Source organism: Chamaesiphon minutus PCC 6605, from assembly GCF_000317145.1.
Classification (GTDB): domain Bacteria; phylum Cyanobacteriota; class Cyanobacteriia; order Cyanobacteriales; family Chamaesiphonaceae; genus Chamaesiphon; species Chamaesiphon minutus.
This window is the reverse complement of the sequence record NC_019697.1, coordinates 1,064,012-1,083,584: the sequence shown is the minus strand read 5'-3', so window position 1 is coordinate 1,083,584 and position 19,573 is coordinate 1,064,012. Positions and strand designations below refer to the sequence as shown.

Genomic DNA, 19,573 nt, shown 5'->3' with positions numbered 1-19,573 from the left:
TTCTGACGATCTCTAGATTTGTTAATTAGTTCTTAATCTATCGATCGAACAAGCTTAACATCAAATTCTCTCAGTGGTGGTATGATTTCGGTGAGAAATTATTAGCCAAATAACAGTCGATCGTCTATGGCAACTTAATGACGATCGAACAGCAGTATGAGAACTATCTTCCTGCTAACGATCGCGATCGAACTATCGATTCAACATTATGTGGCAGTAGGGAAATCTAGAATAGAGCTTGGGTGCATGGCTTCAGGAATACTCGATATGTTCAAATAGCAAATTTAGTAACGATAACTTGATTTTATCTAGCAAAGATTTGCGTCGTTCGTAAATTATGACACTCCATTTAGAGCATGAATGCGATCGCAATCGAATTACAATTCCTAAGTTGTCGATCGGCTCTCATCGTTACAGCCGATCGCAGTTTCTAACCTTTATCTATTCATCTAAATTATGGCGATCCGGATTACTGAGTATTCATACACCGCTGCTAATACTGAATTTTTTGAGTTAACCAATACTGGCACTACCCCGATCGATCTGACGGGTTGGAGTTTTGATGACAATACTCGCACTTCTGGTTCGTTTTTATTAACTGGTTTGGGGATTTTGAAAGCTGGTGAATCGGCGAGCGTTACTGAAGCCGTCGATGCGAATGTCTTTCGGACTGCTTGGGGCATCCCTGCAACTGTCAAGATCCTGGGCGGCTCCAACCAAGGGTTGGGACGTGCTGATGAGATTAATATTTACGATCCTACTGGTACGTTAGTCGATCGCTTGACCTACAACGATGAGACGATCGCGGGTTCGCCACGCACCCAAAATGTTAGTGCCTGGACAGAACTAGCAAACCTCGGTACCAATGACCCGACTAAATGGAAACTGTCTGTCGTTGGCGATGCTCAAGGCTCTAAAGTATCGGTAACTGGTGGCGATATCGGTAATCCTGGCTCTTATATATCGACCCCCACTTTGGCGGGAATCGATTTGTCTACATATACCCGCGTCGGTCGCTACGACCTGCCCGAACCCACCCGCACTACGGTACCTGCGGGCAACCTACTGGCTCAAGAAGCCTCCGCAGTGACTTACAACGTCGATACCGATACGTTATTTATCGTCGGCGATGGTGGTAGAACGATCGTCCAAGTCGATAAAACTGGTAAATTAATCGACTCGATGACCTTAGCGGCTGGAGCTAGTCCGCAAGGTACCGAATTTTACGACCCTGAAGGTTTGACCTACATCGGTGGTGGTAAATTCGTGATGGTCGAAGAACGCGATCGTCAAGCCGTCTCGTTTACTTATGCCAAAGACACTACTCTAACCAGAGCGAATACCCAAACCGTCAAACTCGGTACGACGATCGGCAATATCGGGCTAGAAGGGATTAGTTACGATCCGCAGACGAGCGGCTACATTGCCGTTAAAGAAGAATCACCCCAAGGCGTATTTCAAACTACGATCGATTTTGCAGCGGGGACTGCAAGTAACGGTTCGCCAACTACGGTTAACTCGACGAATCTCTTCGATCCAGCTCTGGCGGGACTGTCCGACTTGGCGGATGTGTTTGCATTGTCCAACCTTTCAGCACTCAATGGCAAAGCCGATTTTGGCAACATCTTATTACTGAGTCAAGTATCGGGCAAAGTCGTCGAAGTCGATCGCACAGGTAAAATCTTGAGTTCGTTAACGATCGTCACAGATGCTGGCAATCCTCTATCCGTTGCCGACCAGGGGCATGAAGGGCTGACTGTAGACAAAAATGGCAATTTATACATCGTCAGTGAAAATGGCGGCGGTAATAGCGATCGACCCCAGCTTTGGGTTTATGCACCGACAGGTACTCCCAATCCGAACCCAAACCCGAATCCTAACCCAAACCCCAATCCCAACCCGCCACCAGCCCCCAATCCGAATCTGTTCGTCTCTGAGGTGACACCGTGGGCGAGTGGGAATACAACCTATGCTGCCGACTGGTTTGAGGTGACAAATAAAGGTACGACCGCTGTAGATATCACTGGCTGGAAAGTCGATGACAACTCCAACTCATTTGCGTCGGCTGTCGCCCTGAATGGTGTCACCAGTATCGCCCCTGGGCAATCGGTAGTATTTATCGAAGCTACCGACCTCGCTGCCGCCAAAACTGCGTTTCAGAATGCGTGGTTTGGTAGCACCGTTCCTAGCGGATTCACGATCGGTAACTACAGTGGTGCGGGCATCGGCTTGAGTACTGGCGGTGACGCGGTAAATCTCTACAATGCCGCTGGCAGCTTAGTCACGGGTGTGACTTTCGGTGCTAGCCCAACGGCTTCCCCCTTTGCGACATTCGACAATCAGGCGGGACTCGGCGGAACTACCACCCTACCAACTATTTCGACTTTGAGTGTGGCTGGGACTAATGGAGCCATCCTTGCCAACGACAAAATCGAAATTGGCTCTCCAGGTTCGATCGCTAATTCAACAACACCAACTCCTACAGGTATGTTTAAACTCCAACTGTTACATTTCGCCGATCAAGAAGCGGGGATTCCCGCATTAGAAGATGCGCCCCGCCTTTCCGCCGTCCTCAACGCGCTCAAAAATCAAGATGGTAGCGACGCAGGTACCGCACCTGACTTCCCCAATACCCTAATCCTCTCCTCTGGAGATGCTTACATCCCTGGTGCGTTCCTCAATGCCAGCGAACTCGCTTTCGGCGGACAGGGACGGGCGGACATTCTGATTCAAAACGAATTAGGCGTGCAAGCGATCGCGTTTGGCAACCACGAGTTTGACTTGGGCACCACGTTAGTCGCTAACTTATTGAAACCAGGGGCGGCAATCCCCGCGACTGGAACTACCCCCGCCTTCCCCGCTTATCCTGGTGCGGCGTTCCCATACTTGAGCGGCAACCTCAACTTTGCGCCCGATGCCAACCTCGCACCGTTAGTCACCGCTGATGGTCAGGAAGCAAATAAAATTGCTGGTAAGATTGCGGGCACGACTTTTATTAATGTCAACGGTCAAAAAATTGGGATCGTCGGTGCGACAACCCCCACACTGCGGAATATTTCCAGCCCTGGTAATGTCACCGTCAGCCCCGCCACCTTTGGTGGTACGCCCACTCCTGCCGAACTCGATGCCCTAGCTGCGATAATTCAGACCGACGTAGATGCCTTGCTCGCCGCCAATCCTGACATGAACAAAGTCATCGTGATGGCGCACATGCAGCAAATTTCGATCGAGACAGAACTAGCCAAACGGTTGAAAAATGTCGATATCATCATGGCTGGCGGTTCAAATACCCGCTTATTAGATAGCAATGATGTCTTACGTCCCGGCGATACCAATCAAGGTCAGTATCCCACATTCTTAACTGGTGCCGATGGCAAACCGATCGCGTTAATTAACACCGATGGTAATTATAAATATGTCGGGCGGCTCGTCATCGATTTTGATGACAATGGCAATATCGTTCCTAGTAGCTATGACGCAACTGTCAGCGGTGCTTATGCAACTAATGCCGCAGGCGTAACCGCTCTCAACGCGCAATCCTCAGTCGATCCTGAAATCCAAACGATCGTCGATAAGCTCAAAACCGTCGTCGCCGCACAAGATGGCGCGATCTTCGGACATACCGATGTGTTCCTCAATGGTACTCGCTCCGATGTCCGCACTCAAGAAACCAACTTTGGTAATCTCAGTGCTGATGCCAATTTAGCGATCGCCAAGGCTCTCGATCCGACTGTCACGATCTCCATTAAAAATGGTGGCGGTATTCGCGATAATATCGGGAGCGTCACCTTCCCCACAGGCGGTACCAATGCTGCTGATGCCATCAAATCACCACCAGCAGCCAATCCGCTGGCGAATAAATCCGAAGGTGATATCTCGCAACTAGACATCACCAACTCGCTCCGCTTCAATAATGGCTTAACCCTAGTCACACTGACAGCAGCGCAACTCTTACAGACGATCGAACATTCGGTCGCTGGCACCGCTCCAGGTGCGACACCCGGACAATTCGGCCAGTTTGGCGGGATTAAATTTAGCTTCGATGCGACTCGTCCGGCTGGCGATCGGGTAATTTCCCTCGCAGTAGAAGCCCAAACTCCAGGTGGTGCCCAACAGGTAGTCGTCCAAAATGGCGAAGTCGTCGGCAATCCCGATCGCACCTTCCGCATCATTACCCTAAATTTCTTGGCAAGCGGTGGCGATGGCTATCCCTTCCCAGCCTTCCAAACTGCCAATCCTACCCGCTTCGATCGTGTCGATCTCCTTGGCGAACCCGACACCAATAACAACGGCTTTGAGGCGAGTGAAGACCTCAATCGTAACGGCAAACAAGACGCGGCACTAGTCGAACCTACCAGCTTCCGCAAAGCTAATTTTGCCCCCTTCGGTTCCGAACAAGATGCCCTCGCCGAATACCTAGTCCAGACCTTCCCCAATCCTACCAAACCATTCAACCAAGCCGATACCGCTCCCGCCCTCGACGAACGGATTCAAAACCTCGCTGCACGGAAGGATACCGTCATCGCGCCGCCACCTGTCAATCCTACTAGCCTAATTTCCGGTACCGCAGGTGTCGATAAATTAATTGCTGGGACAGCAGGATTCGACGGCATTAATGACATCGTATTTACTGGTGCTGGTAACGACGAAGTGGATGTCGCGATCGCGGGTGCTGCTGCTGGTAACAACCGGATCGATTTAGGTAGCGGTAATGACATCATCTACGTTGCCAATAACGATCGCGCATTTGGTAGTGCTGGTGACGATATCTTCGAGGCTGGCGATGCTACTGGCTACCGGATCTCTGGTGGTGCTGGCAACGATACCTTATACCTCGGTACCAACGGTCGAGGTTTAGGTGGCGACGGTAACGATAAGTTATATGTCGGTCTTGGTGGTGCTAATCTCCTCTCTGGTGGTGCTGGTGCCGACCAATTCTGGATCGCTAATGCCGAACTTCCTGGTGCCGCGAATACGATTCTGGATTTCCAAATCGGTATCGATGTCATCGGCATTCAAGGGGCTAAGAGTTTGGGAATTAGCGCGACAACTTTAGTTTTAAGTCAAGTTGGTACGGATACTGCCATTAACTTCGGCGGTCAAACTTTGGCACTCCTGACAGGTATTCAAGCTAGTAGCTTGACTCCTGGTAATGCCAGTCAGTTTGTATTTGCTTAACCACAAATTTGCTTTATGTATAAACTTTATAGGCCAAATAAGTAATTTACTTTATTTATTTAGCCTATTTTTTTATATGTGATATCGATTACCCCCAGCACGCTTGGCGATCGATTAGTGCAAGAATTACTCGATCGATTGTTTATGGTATGTTAGGCGATCGATTAGTGTAGAGATTGCAATCGATCGATCGAGCAGTTTGAAGTCTTTTAATTTATCAATATAAATAGTTTGGTTTGTTGATATCGATCGATTAGTGAAGGGATTGTTCGATCGATCGAGCAGTTTAAATTCTTTTTGCTACGGCCTTATATGTTCTGTGGGCAGTGCCCACCCTACTGGCGTGAGGATCGCTAATGCCGAACTTCCTGGTGCCGCGAATACGATTCTGGATTTCCAAATCGGTACCGATGTCATCGGCATTCTGGGTGCTAAGAGTTTGGGAATTAGTGCGACAACTTTAGTTTTAAGTCAAGTTAGTGCGGATACTGCCATTAACTTCGGCGGTCAAACTTTGGCACTTCTGACAGGTATTCAAGCTAGTAGTTTGACTCCTGGTAATGCCAGTCAGTTTGTATTTGCTTAACCACAAATTTGCTTTCTGTATAAACTTTATAGGCCAAACAAGTAATTCACTTTATTTATTTAGCCTATTTTTTTATATGTGATATCGATTACCTCCAACACGCTAGGCGATCGATTAGTGCAGGAATTACTCGATCGACGACTGAGCCAGCACCACCGACACCAACCTCGCCCCCATGATTAACGCTGTCAATATCCCCACCAATATTAACTCGAACTCAGGTTAATTATACTTTTGTCCAATTGCCCCAGACTGCTAAAGTTAGCCCCGGATCGTAGATATTGACAAACATCGTGCGACCATCTCGAGAAAAACATGCTCCAGCAAATTCACTATTATCTCTGGCATTACGAGCGAAAGTATAAACACCACCCTGTGGAGTAATGCCGACTAATCTTTGTTCGCCTTTGCCATCCTCGCAAGCGATTAAATGACCGTTAGGTGCGAGCGTAATATTATCGGGCATGTCGAGAATAGTATCGTCATTGGGTTCTAAAAATAGTTCAATCGATCCACCATTTTTAGCAGTTTTTCCAGGGGTATATTTCCAGATTTGCCCGTTACCTCTGGCTTCTTGCCCTGGTGACACGGTAAGATTTGCCAAAACATTACCACCTTGGGTGCAGGTAAAGTAAAAAGAACCATTGACATAACAGATGCCTTCCCCGCGCATAAATTGAGCGGCACCTTTAGTAAAACCTTCCCTCCGGACTGTATTTTCAGGCGGATTGGGTTCTTCAATTCGCACCCATTCTACGGCAAATTTTTGTCGGAGTGGGAAGTTTTGTTTGGTATTAACTTGGGGTTTGCCGACGATTTTGAGAGCTTCGAGTATCCCGCCTGCGGCTAATTTTCCAGGCTGTTTGGGAATAAACCGATAAAATAATCCAGTCGGATCGTCTTCGGTTTGATAGACAATACCAGTGCGCGGATCGACTTCAATTGCTTCGTGGCGAAATCTTCCCATTGCTACCAAAGGTACTGGTAAAACTGGCGTTTGGCTATTTATCGGTACTTCAAAATTATAGCCGTGAGGTTTGGTCACGATCCCTTTACTCGTATCTGGCAGCCCTGGCATCGCAATATTTTCTTCGCAGCTAATCCATGTACCCCAGGGCGTTTTACCACCAGAACAGTTGACGCTAGTCCCTGCTAAAGATACATATTCTTTAGTTAACTGACGATTTCGATCGATCGAGAGAGTTGTCGTACCGCCCTTACAATTAGGATCGTACATCCGATCGAGAGCAGCGATTACCCGCGACTTATCATTCAGACGAAGTTCGTGATTGCGGACTAAAATTGTCGAACCATTTTTGCCTGCAAAAGCGGCCATGCCATCGAAATTACTTGGTACGCTCGTGCCATCGCTCATTTGTTTGCCGCTTTGAGAGACGATTTTGTAACTAAATCCCGCTGGTAGATCTAAAATTCCGCGCGGATCTTTGACTAACGCACCGTAACCCTTAACTGTTGGCGATTTGGCTACCGATATTGCCACAGATTGCCGATACAGACTTTCTAATCCAGCCAGGATAAAGCTACTGCTAGTACCTGCACCAGCAAGTGTCAGGAAATGACGACGGGAAATAGACATGGGGGAAATTATGAATTTGGTATCGATGTCGCTGACAGGATTATATCAATTACTGGGAGTGTTAGACGATCGGCGAACTTGCTACCATCCCCACAATTGCCAGATCGATGAATTCGGGGAGCGTCGCTAATGGATCGAGCAGGGATGAATCATTCAGCGATATACGAGAACGATTATCATTCTATCTGTTAAACTGACTGAAGAGCCAATATTACGCTCGTGATTATCGGTACTGTAATAATGGTTCGCCTCAGATTGATATGTCACCTGTCTCCGAGTTGTTACCACCCACACTAGATCGAACCAGCCAACGTTTTCAGATGAAAATATGGTGCAATTAGCTAATGGCTGTATTTGCTACACGATCGATCGAAGCTGAGTCGATGCAGTTCGGGCAATTTTTGGCTCTTTGGAACGGTTCTTTGGGATTTTAATTGAAAACTATGCTGGGAATTTTCCCTTATGGTTGGCACCGATTCAACTGCGGCTGTTGCCTGTAACTGAGGAAGTAAGAGAGTATTGCGATCGAATCATAGCTACTTTACAACAAGCTGGTTTCCGCGTAGAACTCGATCGTAGCCACGAACGGTTGGGTAAAATGATTCGCACAGCAGAATTAGAAAAAATTCCAGTGGTGGGTGTAATTGGAATGAAGGAGATGGAAACTCAAACTTTGAGTATTAGAACTAGAAAAGGTGGAGATTTAGGAGTACTCAATCTTGAAGACCTTCAACAAAAAATGCAACAGGCAATTCAAACTAAGAGTTCTTTATAATTCGATCGAAACAATAGGAACCTATGGCTAAACATGTTTTGTATGTTTGTAAATCTTGCTCTTTTTCCCTGAAAGAGCGAGATTATTTAGGCGAACGAGGTGGCAAACATTTGCTCGATCGAGTCTCCGATCTCGCTGAAAATTGGGTTTTGAAATCTGATTTTGCAATTGAAGAGTTAGTCTGTTTGAGTGCTTGCAAACGACCATGTGCGATTGCTTTAACCGGAGCAAACAAAACTAGCTTAATGTTTGGCGATCTATCACCGCTAGATAGTGCAGATGCAATTCTCCAATTGTGCGATCTTTACTATACAAGCACCGACGGCATCATCCCACGAAACGAGCGACCAGAAATCTTACAAAAGAGCATTTTAGCCAGAATTCCACCTTCTCCAAGATAAGTAATAAGTACTAAGTAAAACCCGAATTGGAAAAAACATCAAGTGGACGATCTCTAACTTTCAATTATCAACGATCGATTAATTACCTGCTGCTTGACAAAATGTACATAAACCAAAAAACTCTAAAGTATGATAAAAGACTTTGAGCGATTGTTTTTGTTCTAATTCAGCTTCGACCTGACAAACCGGACAAGCATCGATCTCCATCGATTTACTACATCGCACACAAGTAAAATAATGCTGATGTTTTTGAACTAGACTATATAAAGATTCACCATCAGTTGAAGTCCGACTTTGAACCAATCCTTGCAATCTCAATACTTCTAATCCGCGATAGACAGTTGCAAGTCCCAATGTTTTATGAGTATTTCGCAATTGAATATATAAATCTTGGGTGGAAATTTCACCCTCAATTGTTTCGAGAGTTTTGAGAATACGCTCTTGATGGGGAGTTAATCGAGCGATTAGACCAGTACTACTCATATTTTCAGCTTTGGATAAAAGACTATATAGTTTTGCCTAACTATATAACAGTGACTATTACTATCATGACACTAACTTAAAATTTTAACTATCGGTAATATTTCTGAAGATCGATATCTAAATGTCTCGAACACGATCTTCATTGGTGAGTTTATTGGTAAGGCATCTTAACGTTAGCCAGAGCCAGCCGTCAGGTATATGTAGATGACAGTATCACCATTACTTGCCGAAAACTGTCCCGACTTGGTATTGCTGGCACATATTCACCAACTCCAAGAACTACTAATTATTCGCAGTTGTAAGCGGATTGAAGAGATGTTGTTGAAACTCTTGACTTGGCTGGGGCAAAGATTTGGCGAGGCGGGGGAGGCGGGAATAATCTTCAAAACTTTCTTGACTCATCAAGATCTAGCCGAAACATTGAACACCACACGAGTGACGATTACGCGCAGCATGAGACGATTGGAGTCTCAAGGGACGATTCGCCACTTAGATAACCGTCGGCTGTTTATCGTTCTCGGATCGTCTCCCGTGGAGAATCGATCTGTCTACTCGTCAAGCGATCCTGCTCCTCAGAAACTAGTTGAAAATCTCGCTACATTTACCAGCCACAGTTCGATAATTCCGATCGTTGGCGTAGCCGCTCCCAGGTCGAATCGCCCTCTGAGTATTAGCTGCCGCTAATCGTTAGCCCGAAATAATCTCGTTACAAAGTCGATCGCTTGGACGATCGAGAGCGCACTACATCAACTACATTTTCTGCCAAGACTGTGACAGTACTTACTCGAATCGGTTTCAGTCGCATTTGAATATTTCTCTAAATCTCAAGAATGATAATCATTCTCAAAATATCTAATTTATTGTACTCTTAACAAGAGACGCAACAAATGTGCGGCAAGTGTGCAGAATAGCACTCCAAGGTGGAGTGTCAATTTAAACAATCTACCCATCAGAAACTAAAACATGACGACTAATCCATTCCTGAATGAGAAAATCTACATTGCCAAAAATCCAGCCGTGGCAAAGGATGTAACTGATGGCAAGTATCCTTCGGGATCTGAAGAATATACCCGGTAGTTTACAAAGAGTTCCAAATCTCGACTAAAGATGGTGATGTAATTGCCCGCATTGAAGATGGTGAAACGCTTAAACTCAAGCAGATTGCTAGTGAGATTCCAGGCACTACTACATTCGTTTCGACTGAGTATACAGGGGTAATTGATGCGCCACCGATCGAAACTCCAACAGCACCTTTAGCCGCTATTTTTGGGACAACTAAGGAAAACACGATCGATGTCACTGGAGCCAAGCAAAACGTCTTTGCTGGGGCTGGGAATGATACGATCGATGCCACTGAGAGTAAAGGTGGGAATCGGATTTATGCAGGTACGGGTGACGATACGATTATTGTCGGTGCTAATGATGCGATTAAAGGGCAAGATGGGAACGATCGCTTTTATGTGCAAACTGTTGGAGGAAACTCGCTCACAGGTGGCGCAGGTGCAGACCAATTCTGGATTGCTAATGCCGAAATTCCTAAATCTGCTAATACAGTTACCGATTTTACCATCGGGTCGTCGGGTTCCCCGACGGATTAGGGATACAAGACAGGGGGATTTCGACCATTTGCGCTTGTTACTGGACTTGTGTATACACGGTAGCCTAAAGGAGGGGGATTTAGACCCCTTATTCTCGTTAACGTCTTACCCGATCCTGAAACAGGGACAATTGCCCCACCAGTCGCCCGCAAATCTGGGAGAGGCTGGCTGACTAACCGAACCGTATGGCGATCGCGATCGCTGACACTGTGCAGCCAGCACCACAATCCAAATTAAAATTTCCCTAATCTTTCAGCAACCGTAAACCATTTAAAATCACCAATACGGTCGATCCTTCATGACCGAGGACACCTAATGGGAGGGTCATATTGCCAGTAAAATTGGCGACTAGCAATATCAAAATAAAGCTGAGGGCAAAAACGATGTTTTGCTTGACAATCTGCCCAGAGCGACGACTCAGCCGAATGGCATATTCGAGTTTTTCCAACCGATCGGCCATTAATACCACATCCGCTGTTTCTAGTGCCACGTCACTGCCGACAATCCCCATCGCAATCCCGACAGAGGCTTGAGCCAGAGCCGGAGCATCATTAATTCCATCGCCAACCATCGCCACCGACTGATATTGTTGCTGGAGTTGGCGAATTACTTCAAGTTTAGCTTCAGGTAGGAGTTCGGCATACACCCCATCGATCCCAATTTCCTGGGCGATATTCTCGGCGGTACGCTGATTATCACCTGTCAACATCACAATTCGATCGATCCCTAAGCGTTTTAAGTGGCGGATCGATCGAGCGGCTGTGGCTCTGACGGTATCAGCAACGGCGATAATCCCCAAGATGTTGTTGTCATAAGCAACCCAGACAACAGTTTTGCCCTCTTGCTCCCACTTTTGACTCTGTTTTGCCAACGATTCTGGACAATTAGCTGCTTGCGCTTGCACAAAGGCGGCTTTACCGACTACCGCTATTTTCCCCTCAACTTTACCACTAATCCCCCGTCCAGGTTCAGAGCGAACATTAACGGCTTCAATCCATTCCCTGCCTTGTTTCTGGGCTGCGTGGACGATCGCGGCTCCGATCGGATGCTCGGACATGTTTTCCAGAGCCGCAGCCACTTGGAGCAATTTGTCTGGATGTTCGATCGCCATCACTTGGACGACTTGAGGTTTGCCTGTAGTCAGTGTTCCAGTCTTATCAAAGGCGATCGCTCGAACTTGTCCGATCGCTTCTAACTGCGCCCCATTCTTGAACAAAATTCCATGTCGCGCCCCATTCGCGATGCCCGATAATAGAGCTGGCATCGTTGCTGCCATTAATGCACAGGGCGAAGCTACTACCAGAAAAATCAGGGCGCGATAAACTGTATCTTCCCAAGTCCAGCCGAGTAGAAATGGTGGTAAAGTACCGAGTAAAATGCCCAGTAAGACGATCGCTTTGGCATAACCGCGCTCGAATCGTTCGATGAACTGTTGAGAAGGAGGTGTTTCAGTCTGCGCCTGTTCTACTAACCGAATTACCCGCTGAATTAGGCTACTCTCTGGCGATCGATCGATCTGAATCTTGAGCGCACCGTTCCCATTAATCGTCCCTGCGAATACCTCATCGCCAACGGTTTTTTCAACGGGCATTGATTCCCCCGTAATCGGAGCTTGATTGAGTTCGCTCGATCCCTCAACGATCGTCCCATCTGTCGGTACCAACTCTCCTGGCTTCACCAAGACTCGATCGCCAAGCTGTAATTCAGCCACCGACACCATTCGTTCCTGCCCATCGACAAGCTTGCGGGCAGTATCAGAAGTCAGGCTCATCAATCCCTGAATGCTCCGCTCTGTCCGGCTCATTGCATAGCCTTCCAGTACTCCGCTAATGGCAAAAATCAGAATCAACATCCCACCATCGACGATGAAGTAGTATTCCTTGCGCCACAGCCCCAAAGCAGCCGCTCCCAACGCTGCCACAATCATCAATAAGTCCACATCTAGCTCTTTCTCTCGCCACAAAGTGCCCAACCCTTCCAGAGTGTTTTGATATCCCCCAATGACATAGGCGGCAGCTAGAATTAGCAAACTAAAACCCAACCAGCCGCGATCTAGGGTGAACCAACCTATCAACACCAGCACCGCACAAACGCCAGCCGCGATCGCATCTGGGTATTCTTTAAGTAGTGCTTGCCAACGGGATCTAGACAGGGAAGGGGAAGACATAGCAACAAAAATAGATTGCCTTCATACCCTACACCTTGACATTGATGTTAATGTCAAGGTACGAATCTAGATCCCAAACAGATGGAAGCTGAGTATTTGACGATTAAAGAACTCACAGAAGCAGTGGGCGGAGATATCACACCGCGTATGGTGCGGCACTATCCATTAGTGACAAGTTAAGAAGCGATCGCACTTGTCAAGCGGGCTTGAGGCGATGAGTCGAAGAAAAAATTGTCTGTTCGACTCATAGAATCAGGAAAAGGTGCAATAATTAACTTAACATTAGGTTTACGAACAGTTTTAACAATACCTAAATCTTGATTCTCTGGGGCAGCAAAATAGGTGACTGGATTGGCAGCTAAACCTTTATGATGAGCTACATGAAAGTGATAAAGACCTCGATAAATCATCTCTAAAGAAATGCGGTCGAATGGGAGAGATAATTCATCAGCTACAGCATCACCTAAATCGACTAGAACTGCATAAAACAGCCAAGTCCCCCACATCTGTAATTTAATTCCATTAACTGAACCAGTCCATAAATAACTCAACCCGAGCAATCGTTTAACAGTATTAAAAGCCTCTTCAATTCGCCACCGTCTTCCGTACAAATCGGCGACTACATAGGGAGGAAGATTCAATGGGTCGAGTACACTAGTTAGATAAGAATACCAGACTTTACCCACTTTAATTTCGACTAATCTTACAGTTATATATGGAGTCTTTTTGGTGCCAGACCCCATCCGCACTATTCGGTCACGGATACTATAACTATTGCTAAATACTCGCTCTATCTGTAGCGATGCACCTTTTTTTAATCGAGTAATAAAATGAATATCTCTGTTAATTAATTCTTGCCAAAATTGGAAATGATAGAAGCCTCGATCCAAGAGCAATAAAGTGCCCGATGTTACTAAATTCAGGATATCTTTCTCAAAATTAACATCTGAAGCTTTGGGATTTTCTCTAAACCAGATTTCAATCGGCAATCTCGTCACCAAATCTATGACTACTCCCATTTTTCCCGCTAGTTGTCCGATTGGCACATCAGATAAGCTATCTAATTTCTTGAATATCGCTTCCAATGTGGAGCCATCACATGCCCAAATCCGCTCAAATTTTGCTTGAGCAAATTCAATGCTTTGTGGCAACAATCGCTGTTTTCTCTGGTGCCACTTCACTCTAAATTCTGGCAGTAATTCCTTAAACACTCTCTCAAATAACTCAGATGGAAAGGTCAGAAATCTTTGTGCAATCGCCTGTTGACTTACTTGTGTTGGCTCACACCACAAAAATCCTTCTCGCCCTAACATTCGGCTTAGTTCTCTGACTCCTGGCACATTCCGCCACAGTAGCGTCAGCACTGCTGCCATCATCAAGGGTAAATTTAACAGCCGATTTCTCAGCCCTAATTGTCGGTAGTAATGACTTTGATTGAAAATTGCTGGTGTCAATAAAGCCTCTACTTGAGCGGCGATGATCTCATCTTCCACACCTGGTTGGTGGTTCTTTTTGGCGTGGTCGCGGTTACTTCTTCGGCGGCTGGTCATCAGGCCTCTATTCCCTCAAACTCTTGACTAGAAACAGTTTGGCATCTTTTTATTACCTTTTTGACAAATCTCTGATTTTCTTAACTTGTCACGAATGGGCACTATCACACCTTGGGTTTATTACCGCCAGCGCAGCGATCGATCGGCAACTACCGACTGTATACACCCCAAAACGTTCAACAGCTACAGCGGATTGTCGCCCTCAAACAGCAAGGGTTTCAGTTATCCCATATTCAACAGATCCTAGAAAGTGATTCAGCGATCGATCTCAGTCCCAGTCTTGTGGCTCAGTTGCAACAGCAATACCAGTCGGTAATTCAACAATTGGCACGACTGCGGCATACAGCATCGGCACTAGAGGGAATATTAGGGCGGGACAGTAATTGTCAGATCGTTCGAGCCGAAGCGATCGCCCAGTTAAAACTCCTAGAAGTAGAAAGTCAAGCGCGATTGGGGGAAATCGAAGGACTTTGGCATCACCTAGATGGTGCCGTCGATTCTCACCCTGAAGCCTTCCAGGAGTCCCTCCAACACCTGTTGCCAGATCTTTCGGCTCGATCGGAGATTGAGGTAGACTTGCTCTCACAACTGGTACTAGCTTGTGGTGATGTGAGCTTGGTTAATTTTGTCCGTTTGAGTGGAGAGGCGATCGGTTCAGCACGGGCGGCTCTTAAAAGTGGTTGTCGGATTATGTGCGATGTACCCGCTGTAACTGCGACACTCGATCGCACTCGATTAGCTCATCTAGACTGTCAGATTGAAACGCTAATCGACGATCCTCATATCACAGGTGTAGCTGAAGCCGAGCAAGCATTTTGGCAAGATAAAGAGTGGCTAAATCGCCTCCACCACATTCCCGATCGTTCGATTCTAATTATCGGCTATGCGCCCTCTGTATTAATGGCTGTGTGTAATGCGATCGAGCAGGGACAAATTCAACCCGCGCTGGTAATTGGAATGCCGATCGGCTTTAGTCACGCTCCGGCTGCCAAACGGCGATTGATGGCTGTTGGCATGCCGTATATTACCATTCAAGGCTCGATCGGTGGTGGACTCTTAGCAGCAGTGGCGGCGAATGCTTTGATTGCGTCTCTGCTAGAAAAGCCCGATTGTCACTGTCATCTCAAATCAAGCTAACCCGAAAATTATGCCAATTATCGCTCATCCTAAATTAAGGCCCGTAGGATAAGATACCTTTGATTTTCTCGGTTTTTTTCTGCTGAGTAATTGTTACCAACACTTCTAGTTCGCCGCCCTCAATTCCATCGGTATTAGTCTGATTAATAGACCGGATTTTCCCAATCTTAACTTGAACACCATTTCCGGCAAACGATCCAGTTAGATATGGTGGACTAGCTAAACCTCCACCCTTGCGTTTTAGCTTATATTCGACTCCATTAATCCCGATAAAATAATCCTTACTACTGCATCGATCGGTGAAGAATGTAACTCGTTTGAGATTGGCGAGATTTTGCTTGCAGATCTGAATTTTTTGTGGATCTCCAGGATTGTTTTGAGTACAGGATTGGAGATCGATTTGGAATTGAGGAGATGTTTTCTGGGGTGAATCATGGGTCGATTCAACATCTAGTAATTGGCAGGTTGTTGTTGAATTAATGTCTTTGTCCCCACATAAACTACCTAATTATCAACAAGGCTTGAGAGCTATGAGACTTATCCTATCAGCGTTATAGGCGACAAGTCGCCCCGACAGGTCAAACCTGAGATAATTTCTTTCGATCGTGAATCAAAAATTGGGCGTTGCTGATTTAAAGTATGATTTGCCATTCTACAAATCCTGCACCTTCGGGACGATGATGCAGGATTTGTAATAATTCTTTATAATATAAAGTAACAAATGTTAACACTTAGGGCCGCCACCAAACTTTCTGTGGCAGCGTTAGCCAGCTTCAATCCTCTTCCTACTGGCTCTAGCAGTCAATCACAGTCAAAATTATCAGTTTATGTTCCCCAATCTTCTCGAAGCAACAAAAGAATACTGGCACAAGCTAGATCGGTTAGAAGCTGCTTATCAGCAAGGCGAAATCCCCCTAGAGGAAGTAGATGCTAGAGTGGCTGAATTGATGACGGAGCTGGATCAGGAACGCCGCGCCGCTTTTAGCTATTGCTGGCAGGGCTGGCAGTATTGGCTGACGACACAAAGAGAAACTCTCATCGGTTTAGCTATTTTGGTGCTCGTCACCTATGCTTGGTTGTTGATCAGTCCAATTTCTCTATCTTCTTAAAAATTGTTACATTTATTTGCATAACTTAATAAAACTGCCAAATAAGAGGGTAGCCATGGAACTGACTCAAATTCAAACCTTTCTCGATCGTGGCAATCAGAGTACAGGTTGCCAGAACTTTAAGTGTTTTTGACGATCCCAAAGCTAAAGCCGCTTTAGCTGAGTTGCGATCTGATTCTGACTACCGAGTTGTGGGTGCAACTCTCGAAGGAACGATCCGATAAGTACAGATGCGGGCGAAAGTCGTAATTTGATGTAATGCCAAATCCGTTCTACCGGACACCCTGAATTAGTATTTAAGAAAATTTAGCTAAAAAAAGTGCGATCGACCATGTACAAACCACTAAGTTTTAGCCAACATTCCCCGACCACAAGTCGATGATCGCTCAGATAATTGCTAGTGCCGTCGCTAGCTTCTTGGCCCTCTTCCCGTTCACTAATCCCTTGGGTGTTGTGCCAATCTTCTACAGCCTGACTGCGGATGAAACTCCTCGGACCAGGCGATATCAGGCCAGACAAGTTGCTGTGAATGCGATCGCCATACTGTTCATTTTTTTCCTGGTTGGCCGCTCGCTCTTAGACTTGATGGGGATTTGAAAAACCCATCAGACAACCGCAATGACCAAGACAGGAATGGGAGGTTTGTGGATTACCGGAATATATCGTGACCGATCGAGCCAAGGAATTTAAGTCTGGGCACCTAAGACGAGTTGCGATGAAACTAGGATTCAACTTGCGACTGCGATTACACAAAGAGCGAGGTGGAATCGTAGAGAGTTCTTTTCGTAGAGTCAAAGATGAGTTCTCATCGCTGCCACCAGGACATAAAGGTGGCACGATCGATCCATACGTTGCAGTGGGCAGAGATGAAGCTTTATTTACCTACTTGAATAACTGGCGAGATCGATCGTTCGATGGGCGGTTGTTTTAGCTATCGATATAGTTGGCGCAACGCAATCACTAGTAGCAATCTCAGTTGGTAATAAACGTTCTTGAGCAAATCCAGGGTTAATTCTGGCGATCGCCAGAATTGTTACAGCACTTCCAATCGTGGAGATCGCATTCTGACCAAAGTTCCTACGGGTGGCCAAATTCTTTCTAGTTTGAATGAAGATACGAAGATTCATTTGCTCGAATAGAACATATCTAAAAGTATACCTTGTTCATCCAAATCTCAATCTATCTTGAGTTTTCTACCTGTTGATGCTGTTATTTAGCCCATCTCAAGAGATTTTAACTCGCCGAAGTCGATCGGACAGATATTGTATAATGTTTCAATATATTGAAGAATTCAGCAGATCCACCTTAAATAAGATGATCGGTGGAAAGTTTCTGCTTTTGCATAGGGAACATGCAGAATTTTTCAGTCTATCTACCCGAATTTGGATAGATAGGTGGAAAGTTTCCGTCTAATAATAGTTATGAAGTTTAATTGGTCGATTTGGTGTTCTTGAAGTCGATCTTTTGATTGCAGATATTGTTATTTTCTTGAGATGAGCGATTCGTTTGATCCACCATTGAGATTACCGCCTACAAAGCCAGAAGGGGAGTTGGTCTGGGTTGTGGGAGGTAGATTTGATGAGTCCAGTACTTCGCTACGATTCTTCGGTGATGATTTAATCCCTGATCAGGGTGAACGCATCAAAATCGGGTGTAATTCGATCGATCAAAACTAGAATAGCTAACTCAATCGTACTTACTAACTAATTGCACTTATTACAATGCCAATTGAAACTAAAATCAAACATGAGATCCGATTAATTTAATTTAGTGTAGCAGAAAGCTCGACCAACTCATTAGTCAAGCCGAGATTAATTAGTGCAAATAAATTACAAAATAGCTTCTAAAAGTTCAGTTGAATATTCTTCGTCAAGTGTCGCCAAGAATCTCTTACTTCTAACACTTAACTTTCGACTTTTATTTTCACTAATTATGTTAACTGCTATATGTCGTAAAATCGCAAAATTAGCTGGAGCATTATCTTTCCTAATTCGACTATCATCTTCTTTAAAAGCAACATCAAGCACCCAGTGAAGAGAATTTTCTATCGACCAATGACTTCTAATTCCCTCTGCTAATTTTTGAGCATCGCTCTCTAGACTACTGATAAAATAACGAGTTTCTACACTCGTCTTTCCGCCGACAACTCGAACTGATTCTACCATGCCAATACTAGTTAACTTTTTCCATTTTTGCAGTGGATCTATTTGCTCCGCAACATCTGTTATCATTAAATAATTACGAATTTCTTCTCTACCTCTATTCATCTCTCTACTGTTGAAGCTACTCAGGTTGAGGTCTTTTCCCTGAGTTTCAATTGCTTGTTTAAATAGCTGCTTTACTTGTTTGTACAAGGTCGGTTGATTCTTTTTTACAGCAATTACATAATCTGCATCTTTTTCGACGATTTTTTTGACTATTTCTCTTTGACATCCCATTGCGTCGATGGTAACGATACATCCTGCTAAATCCAAGATTTGAATCAGTTCGGGAAGTGCTGTGATTTCATTAGATTTTCCTTCTACTTTCTTTTGACCTAATACTAATCTATTACTTGCAGCCCAGGCACTGACTGTATTAATTACACCTTGACCATTCTTTTCATCTCCTGAGTTTCGAGATTGTTTTCCATCAAAGGCAATTATTTCTCCTGCGGTTATTTTACTTATTCCTTTAATCCAACTCAGGAATGATTTATTAAATTCATCAGGATTAATTTGTGAAAATACTCTAGCAAATGTATCATGAGATGGGATTCCATTCGGTAGTTCTAGGAACTTTTCTAACCATTTTTTTCTGGCTATACCATACATTTCTATATCTATCCATCCGTCCGCCCCACATACTACAGCACAAATGGAGATCGTGATGATGTCGATTAGTTTATGTTTTTTTCCACGTTCAATCCTAATGTCTTCTATGTCGTCAAAGTGTTCTGCGATACTATGCTTAGGCTTCAGCTTCATTTTACATGATATTAGTTCCAAATCAA

15 protein-coding genes and 3 pseudogenes are annotated in these 19,573 nt (G+C 45.2%); 12 read left to right on the top strand and 6 right to left on the bottom strand.

The genetic code is table 11. The annotated features are described in order from the left end of the window. The first annotated feature begins 456 nt into the window (after positions 1–456). Both CHA6605_RS35455 and CHA6605_RS04895 read left to right on the top strand, forming a co-directional pair. Positions 457–5,178 carry an SdiA-regulated domain-containing protein gene (locus CHA6605_RS35455; RefSeq protein ID WP_015158428.1) on the top strand — a complete coding sequence of 1,574 codons (4,722 nt, stop codon included), beginning with the start codon at positions 457–459 and terminating at the stop codon, positions 5,176–5,178. A gap of 349 nt (positions 5,179–5,527) precedes the next feature. Further along, positions 5,528–5,764 (top strand): annotated as a pseudogene (locus CHA6605_RS04895) (hypothetical protein); the annotation flags it as partial. 226 nt (positions 5,765–5,990) lie between these two features. On the opposite strand, the gene CHA6605_RS04890 reads toward CHA6605_RS04895, so the two are convergent. After that, positions 5,991–7,361, bottom strand: coding sequence for an alkaline phosphatase PhoX (locus CHA6605_RS04890; RefSeq protein ID WP_015158427.1), 1,371 nt, complete (start codon positions 7,359–7,361; stop codon positions 5,991–5,993). A 391-nt stretch (positions 7,362–7,752) separates the two neighbouring features. Here CHA6605_RS04890 and CHA6605_RS04885 point away from each other — a divergent pair. Next, positions 7,753–8,136, top strand: a pseudogene (locus CHA6605_RS04885) (His/Gly/Thr/Pro-type tRNA ligase C-terminal domain-containing protein); the annotation flags it as partial. A gap of 23 nt (positions 8,137–8,159) precedes the next feature. Further along, a complete protein-coding gene (locus CHA6605_RS04880) occupies positions 8,160–8,537 on the top strand; it encodes a DUF1636 family protein (protein WP_015158426.1) in 378 nt (125 codons plus the stop codon). A 78-nt stretch (positions 8,538–8,615) separates the two neighbouring features. Here CHA6605_RS04880 and CHA6605_RS04875 read toward each other — a convergent pair whose 3' ends face one another. Continuing rightward, positions 8,616–9,020 (bottom strand): Fur family transcriptional regulator, encoded by a 405-nt coding sequence (locus CHA6605_RS04875; RefSeq protein WP_015158425.1) that lies wholly within the window; start codon positions 9,018–9,020, stop codon positions 8,616–8,618. Positions 9,021–9,224: 204 nt separating this feature from the next. Here CHA6605_RS04875 and CHA6605_RS31275 point away from each other — a divergent pair, with 204 nt between their 5' ends. After that, complete coding sequence (locus CHA6605_RS31275; RefSeq protein WP_015158424.1) at positions 9,225–9,704, top strand: Crp/Fnr family transcriptional regulator; 480 nt, start codon at positions 9,225–9,227, stop codon at positions 9,702–9,704. A 394-nt stretch (positions 9,705–10,098) separates the two neighbouring features. Here CHA6605_RS31275 and CHA6605_RS35450 read toward each other — a convergent pair whose 3' ends face one another. After that, a complete protein-coding gene (locus tag CHA6605_RS35450) occupies positions 10,099–10,374 on the bottom strand; it encodes a hypothetical protein (RefSeq protein ID WP_157259802.1) in 276 nt (91 codons plus the stop codon). Positions 10,375–10,480: 106 nt separating this feature from the next. Here CHA6605_RS35450 and CHA6605_RS35445 point away from each other — a divergent pair, with 106 nt between their 5' ends. Continuing rightward, positions 10,481–10,618, top strand: coding sequence for a hypothetical protein (locus CHA6605_RS35445; protein ID WP_157259800.1), 138 nt, complete (start codon positions 10,481–10,483; stop codon positions 10,616–10,618). A 244-nt stretch (positions 10,619–10,862) separates the two neighbouring features. Here CHA6605_RS35445 and CHA6605_RS04855 read toward each other — a convergent pair whose 3' ends face one another. Together CHA6605_RS04855 and CHA6605_RS04850 are read right to left on the bottom strand one after the other, a co-directional pair. After that, positions 10,863–12,785, bottom strand: a complete 1,923-nt coding sequence (locus CHA6605_RS04855) for a heavy metal translocating P-type ATPase (protein ID WP_015158422.1) — start codon at positions 12,783–12,785, stop codon at positions 10,863–10,865. A gap of 176 nt (positions 12,786–12,961) precedes the next feature. After that, entirely contained in the window at positions 12,962–14,335 is a 1,374-nt protein-coding gene (locus CHA6605_RS04850; protein WP_015158054.1) for an IS4 family transposase, read from the bottom strand. A gap of 99 nt (positions 14,336–14,434) precedes the next feature. Between CHA6605_RS04850 and CHA6605_RS04845 the strand changes: the two are divergent. The 6 genes and pseudogenes from CHA6605_RS04845 to CHA6605_RS33640 all read left to right on the top strand — a co-directional run. After that, positions 14,435–15,472, top strand: a pseudogene (locus tag CHA6605_RS04845) (precorrin-8X methylmutase); the annotation flags it as partial. 827 nt (positions 15,473–16,299) lie between these two features. Further along, the gene (locus tag CHA6605_RS04840; RefSeq protein WP_015158419.1) at positions 16,300–16,581 is read left to right on the top strand and encodes a hypothetical protein; all 282 of its coding nucleotides are present in this window, start codon (positions 16,300–16,302) and stop codon (positions 16,579–16,581) included. Between the two features lie 89 nt (positions 16,582–16,670). After that, positions 16,671–16,805 (top strand): hypothetical protein, encoded by a 135-nt coding sequence (locus CHA6605_RS36070; protein ID WP_269744562.1) that lies wholly within the window; start codon positions 16,671–16,673, stop codon positions 16,803–16,805. A 154-nt stretch (positions 16,806–16,959) separates the two neighbouring features. Beyond that, on the top strand, positions 16,960–17,178 hold the full coding sequence (locus tag CHA6605_RS37055) for a MarC family protein (RefSeq protein ID WP_086936167.1): 219 nt from the start codon (positions 16,960–16,962) through the stop codon (positions 17,176–17,178). A gap of 118 nt (positions 17,179–17,296) precedes the next feature. Continuing rightward, positions 17,297–17,512 (top strand): hypothetical protein, encoded by a 216-nt coding sequence (locus CHA6605_RS04830; RefSeq protein ID WP_041547581.1) that lies wholly within the window; start codon positions 17,297–17,299, stop codon positions 17,510–17,512. A gap of 61 nt (positions 17,513–17,573) precedes the next feature. Beyond that, entirely contained in the window at positions 17,574–17,720 is a 147-nt protein-coding gene (locus CHA6605_RS33640) for a hypothetical protein (RefSeq protein ID WP_157259796.1), read from the top strand. Positions 17,721–18,410: 690 nt separating this feature from the next. Here CHA6605_RS33640 and CHA6605_RS04820 read toward each other — a convergent pair. Further along, entirely contained in the window at positions 18,411–19,547 is a 1,137-nt protein-coding gene (locus CHA6605_RS04820; RefSeq protein WP_015157748.1) for an ISAs1 family transposase, read from the bottom strand. Positions 19,548–19,573 lie beyond the last annotated feature (26 nt).

Excerpts from the sequence above, each read along its gene's own strand:
- CHA6605_RS04875 (WP_015158425.1), bottom strand. The coding sequence starts at position 9,020 with ATGAGTAGTACTGGTCTAATCGCTCGATTAACTCCCCATCAAGAGCGT.
- CHA6605_RS04820 (WP_015157748.1), bottom strand. The coding sequence starts at position 19,547 with ATGAAGCTGAAGCCTAAGCATAGTATCGCAGAACACTTTGACGACATA.
- CHA6605_RS31275 (WP_015158424.1), top strand. The coding sequence starts at position 9,225 with ATGACAGTATCACCATTACTTGCCGAAAACTGTCCCGACTTGGTATTG.
- CHA6605_RS04840 (WP_015158419.1), top strand. The coding sequence starts at position 16,300 with ATGTTCCCCAATCTTCTCGAAGCAACAAAAGAATACTGGCACAAGCTA.
- CHA6605_RS04855 (WP_015158422.1), bottom strand. The coding sequence starts at position 12,785 with ATGTCTTCCCCTTCCCTGTCTAGATCCCGTTGGCAAGCACTACTTAAA.
- CHA6605_RS04830 (WP_041547581.1), top strand. The coding sequence starts at position 17,297 with ATGAAACTAGGATTCAACTTGCGACTGCGATTACACAAAGAGCGAGGT.
- CHA6605_RS37055 (WP_086936167.1), top strand. The coding sequence starts at position 16,960 with ATGATCGCTCAGATAATTGCTAGTGCCGTCGCTAGCTTCTTGGCCCTC.
- CHA6605_RS04850 (WP_015158054.1), bottom strand. The coding sequence starts at position 14,335 with ATGACCAGCCGCCGAAGAAGTAACCGCGACCACGCCAAAAAGAACCAC.
- CHA6605_RS04880 (WP_015158426.1), top strand. The coding sequence starts at position 8,160 with ATGGCTAAACATGTTTTGTATGTTTGTAAATCTTGCTCTTTTTCCCTG.
- CHA6605_RS04890 (WP_015158427.1), bottom strand. The coding sequence starts at position 7,361 with ATGTCTATTTCCCGTCGTCATTTCCTGACACTTGCTGGTGCAGGTACT.
- CHA6605_RS35455 (WP_015158428.1), top strand. The coding sequence starts at position 457 with ATGGCGATCCGGATTACTGAGTATTCATACACCGCTGCTAATACTGAA.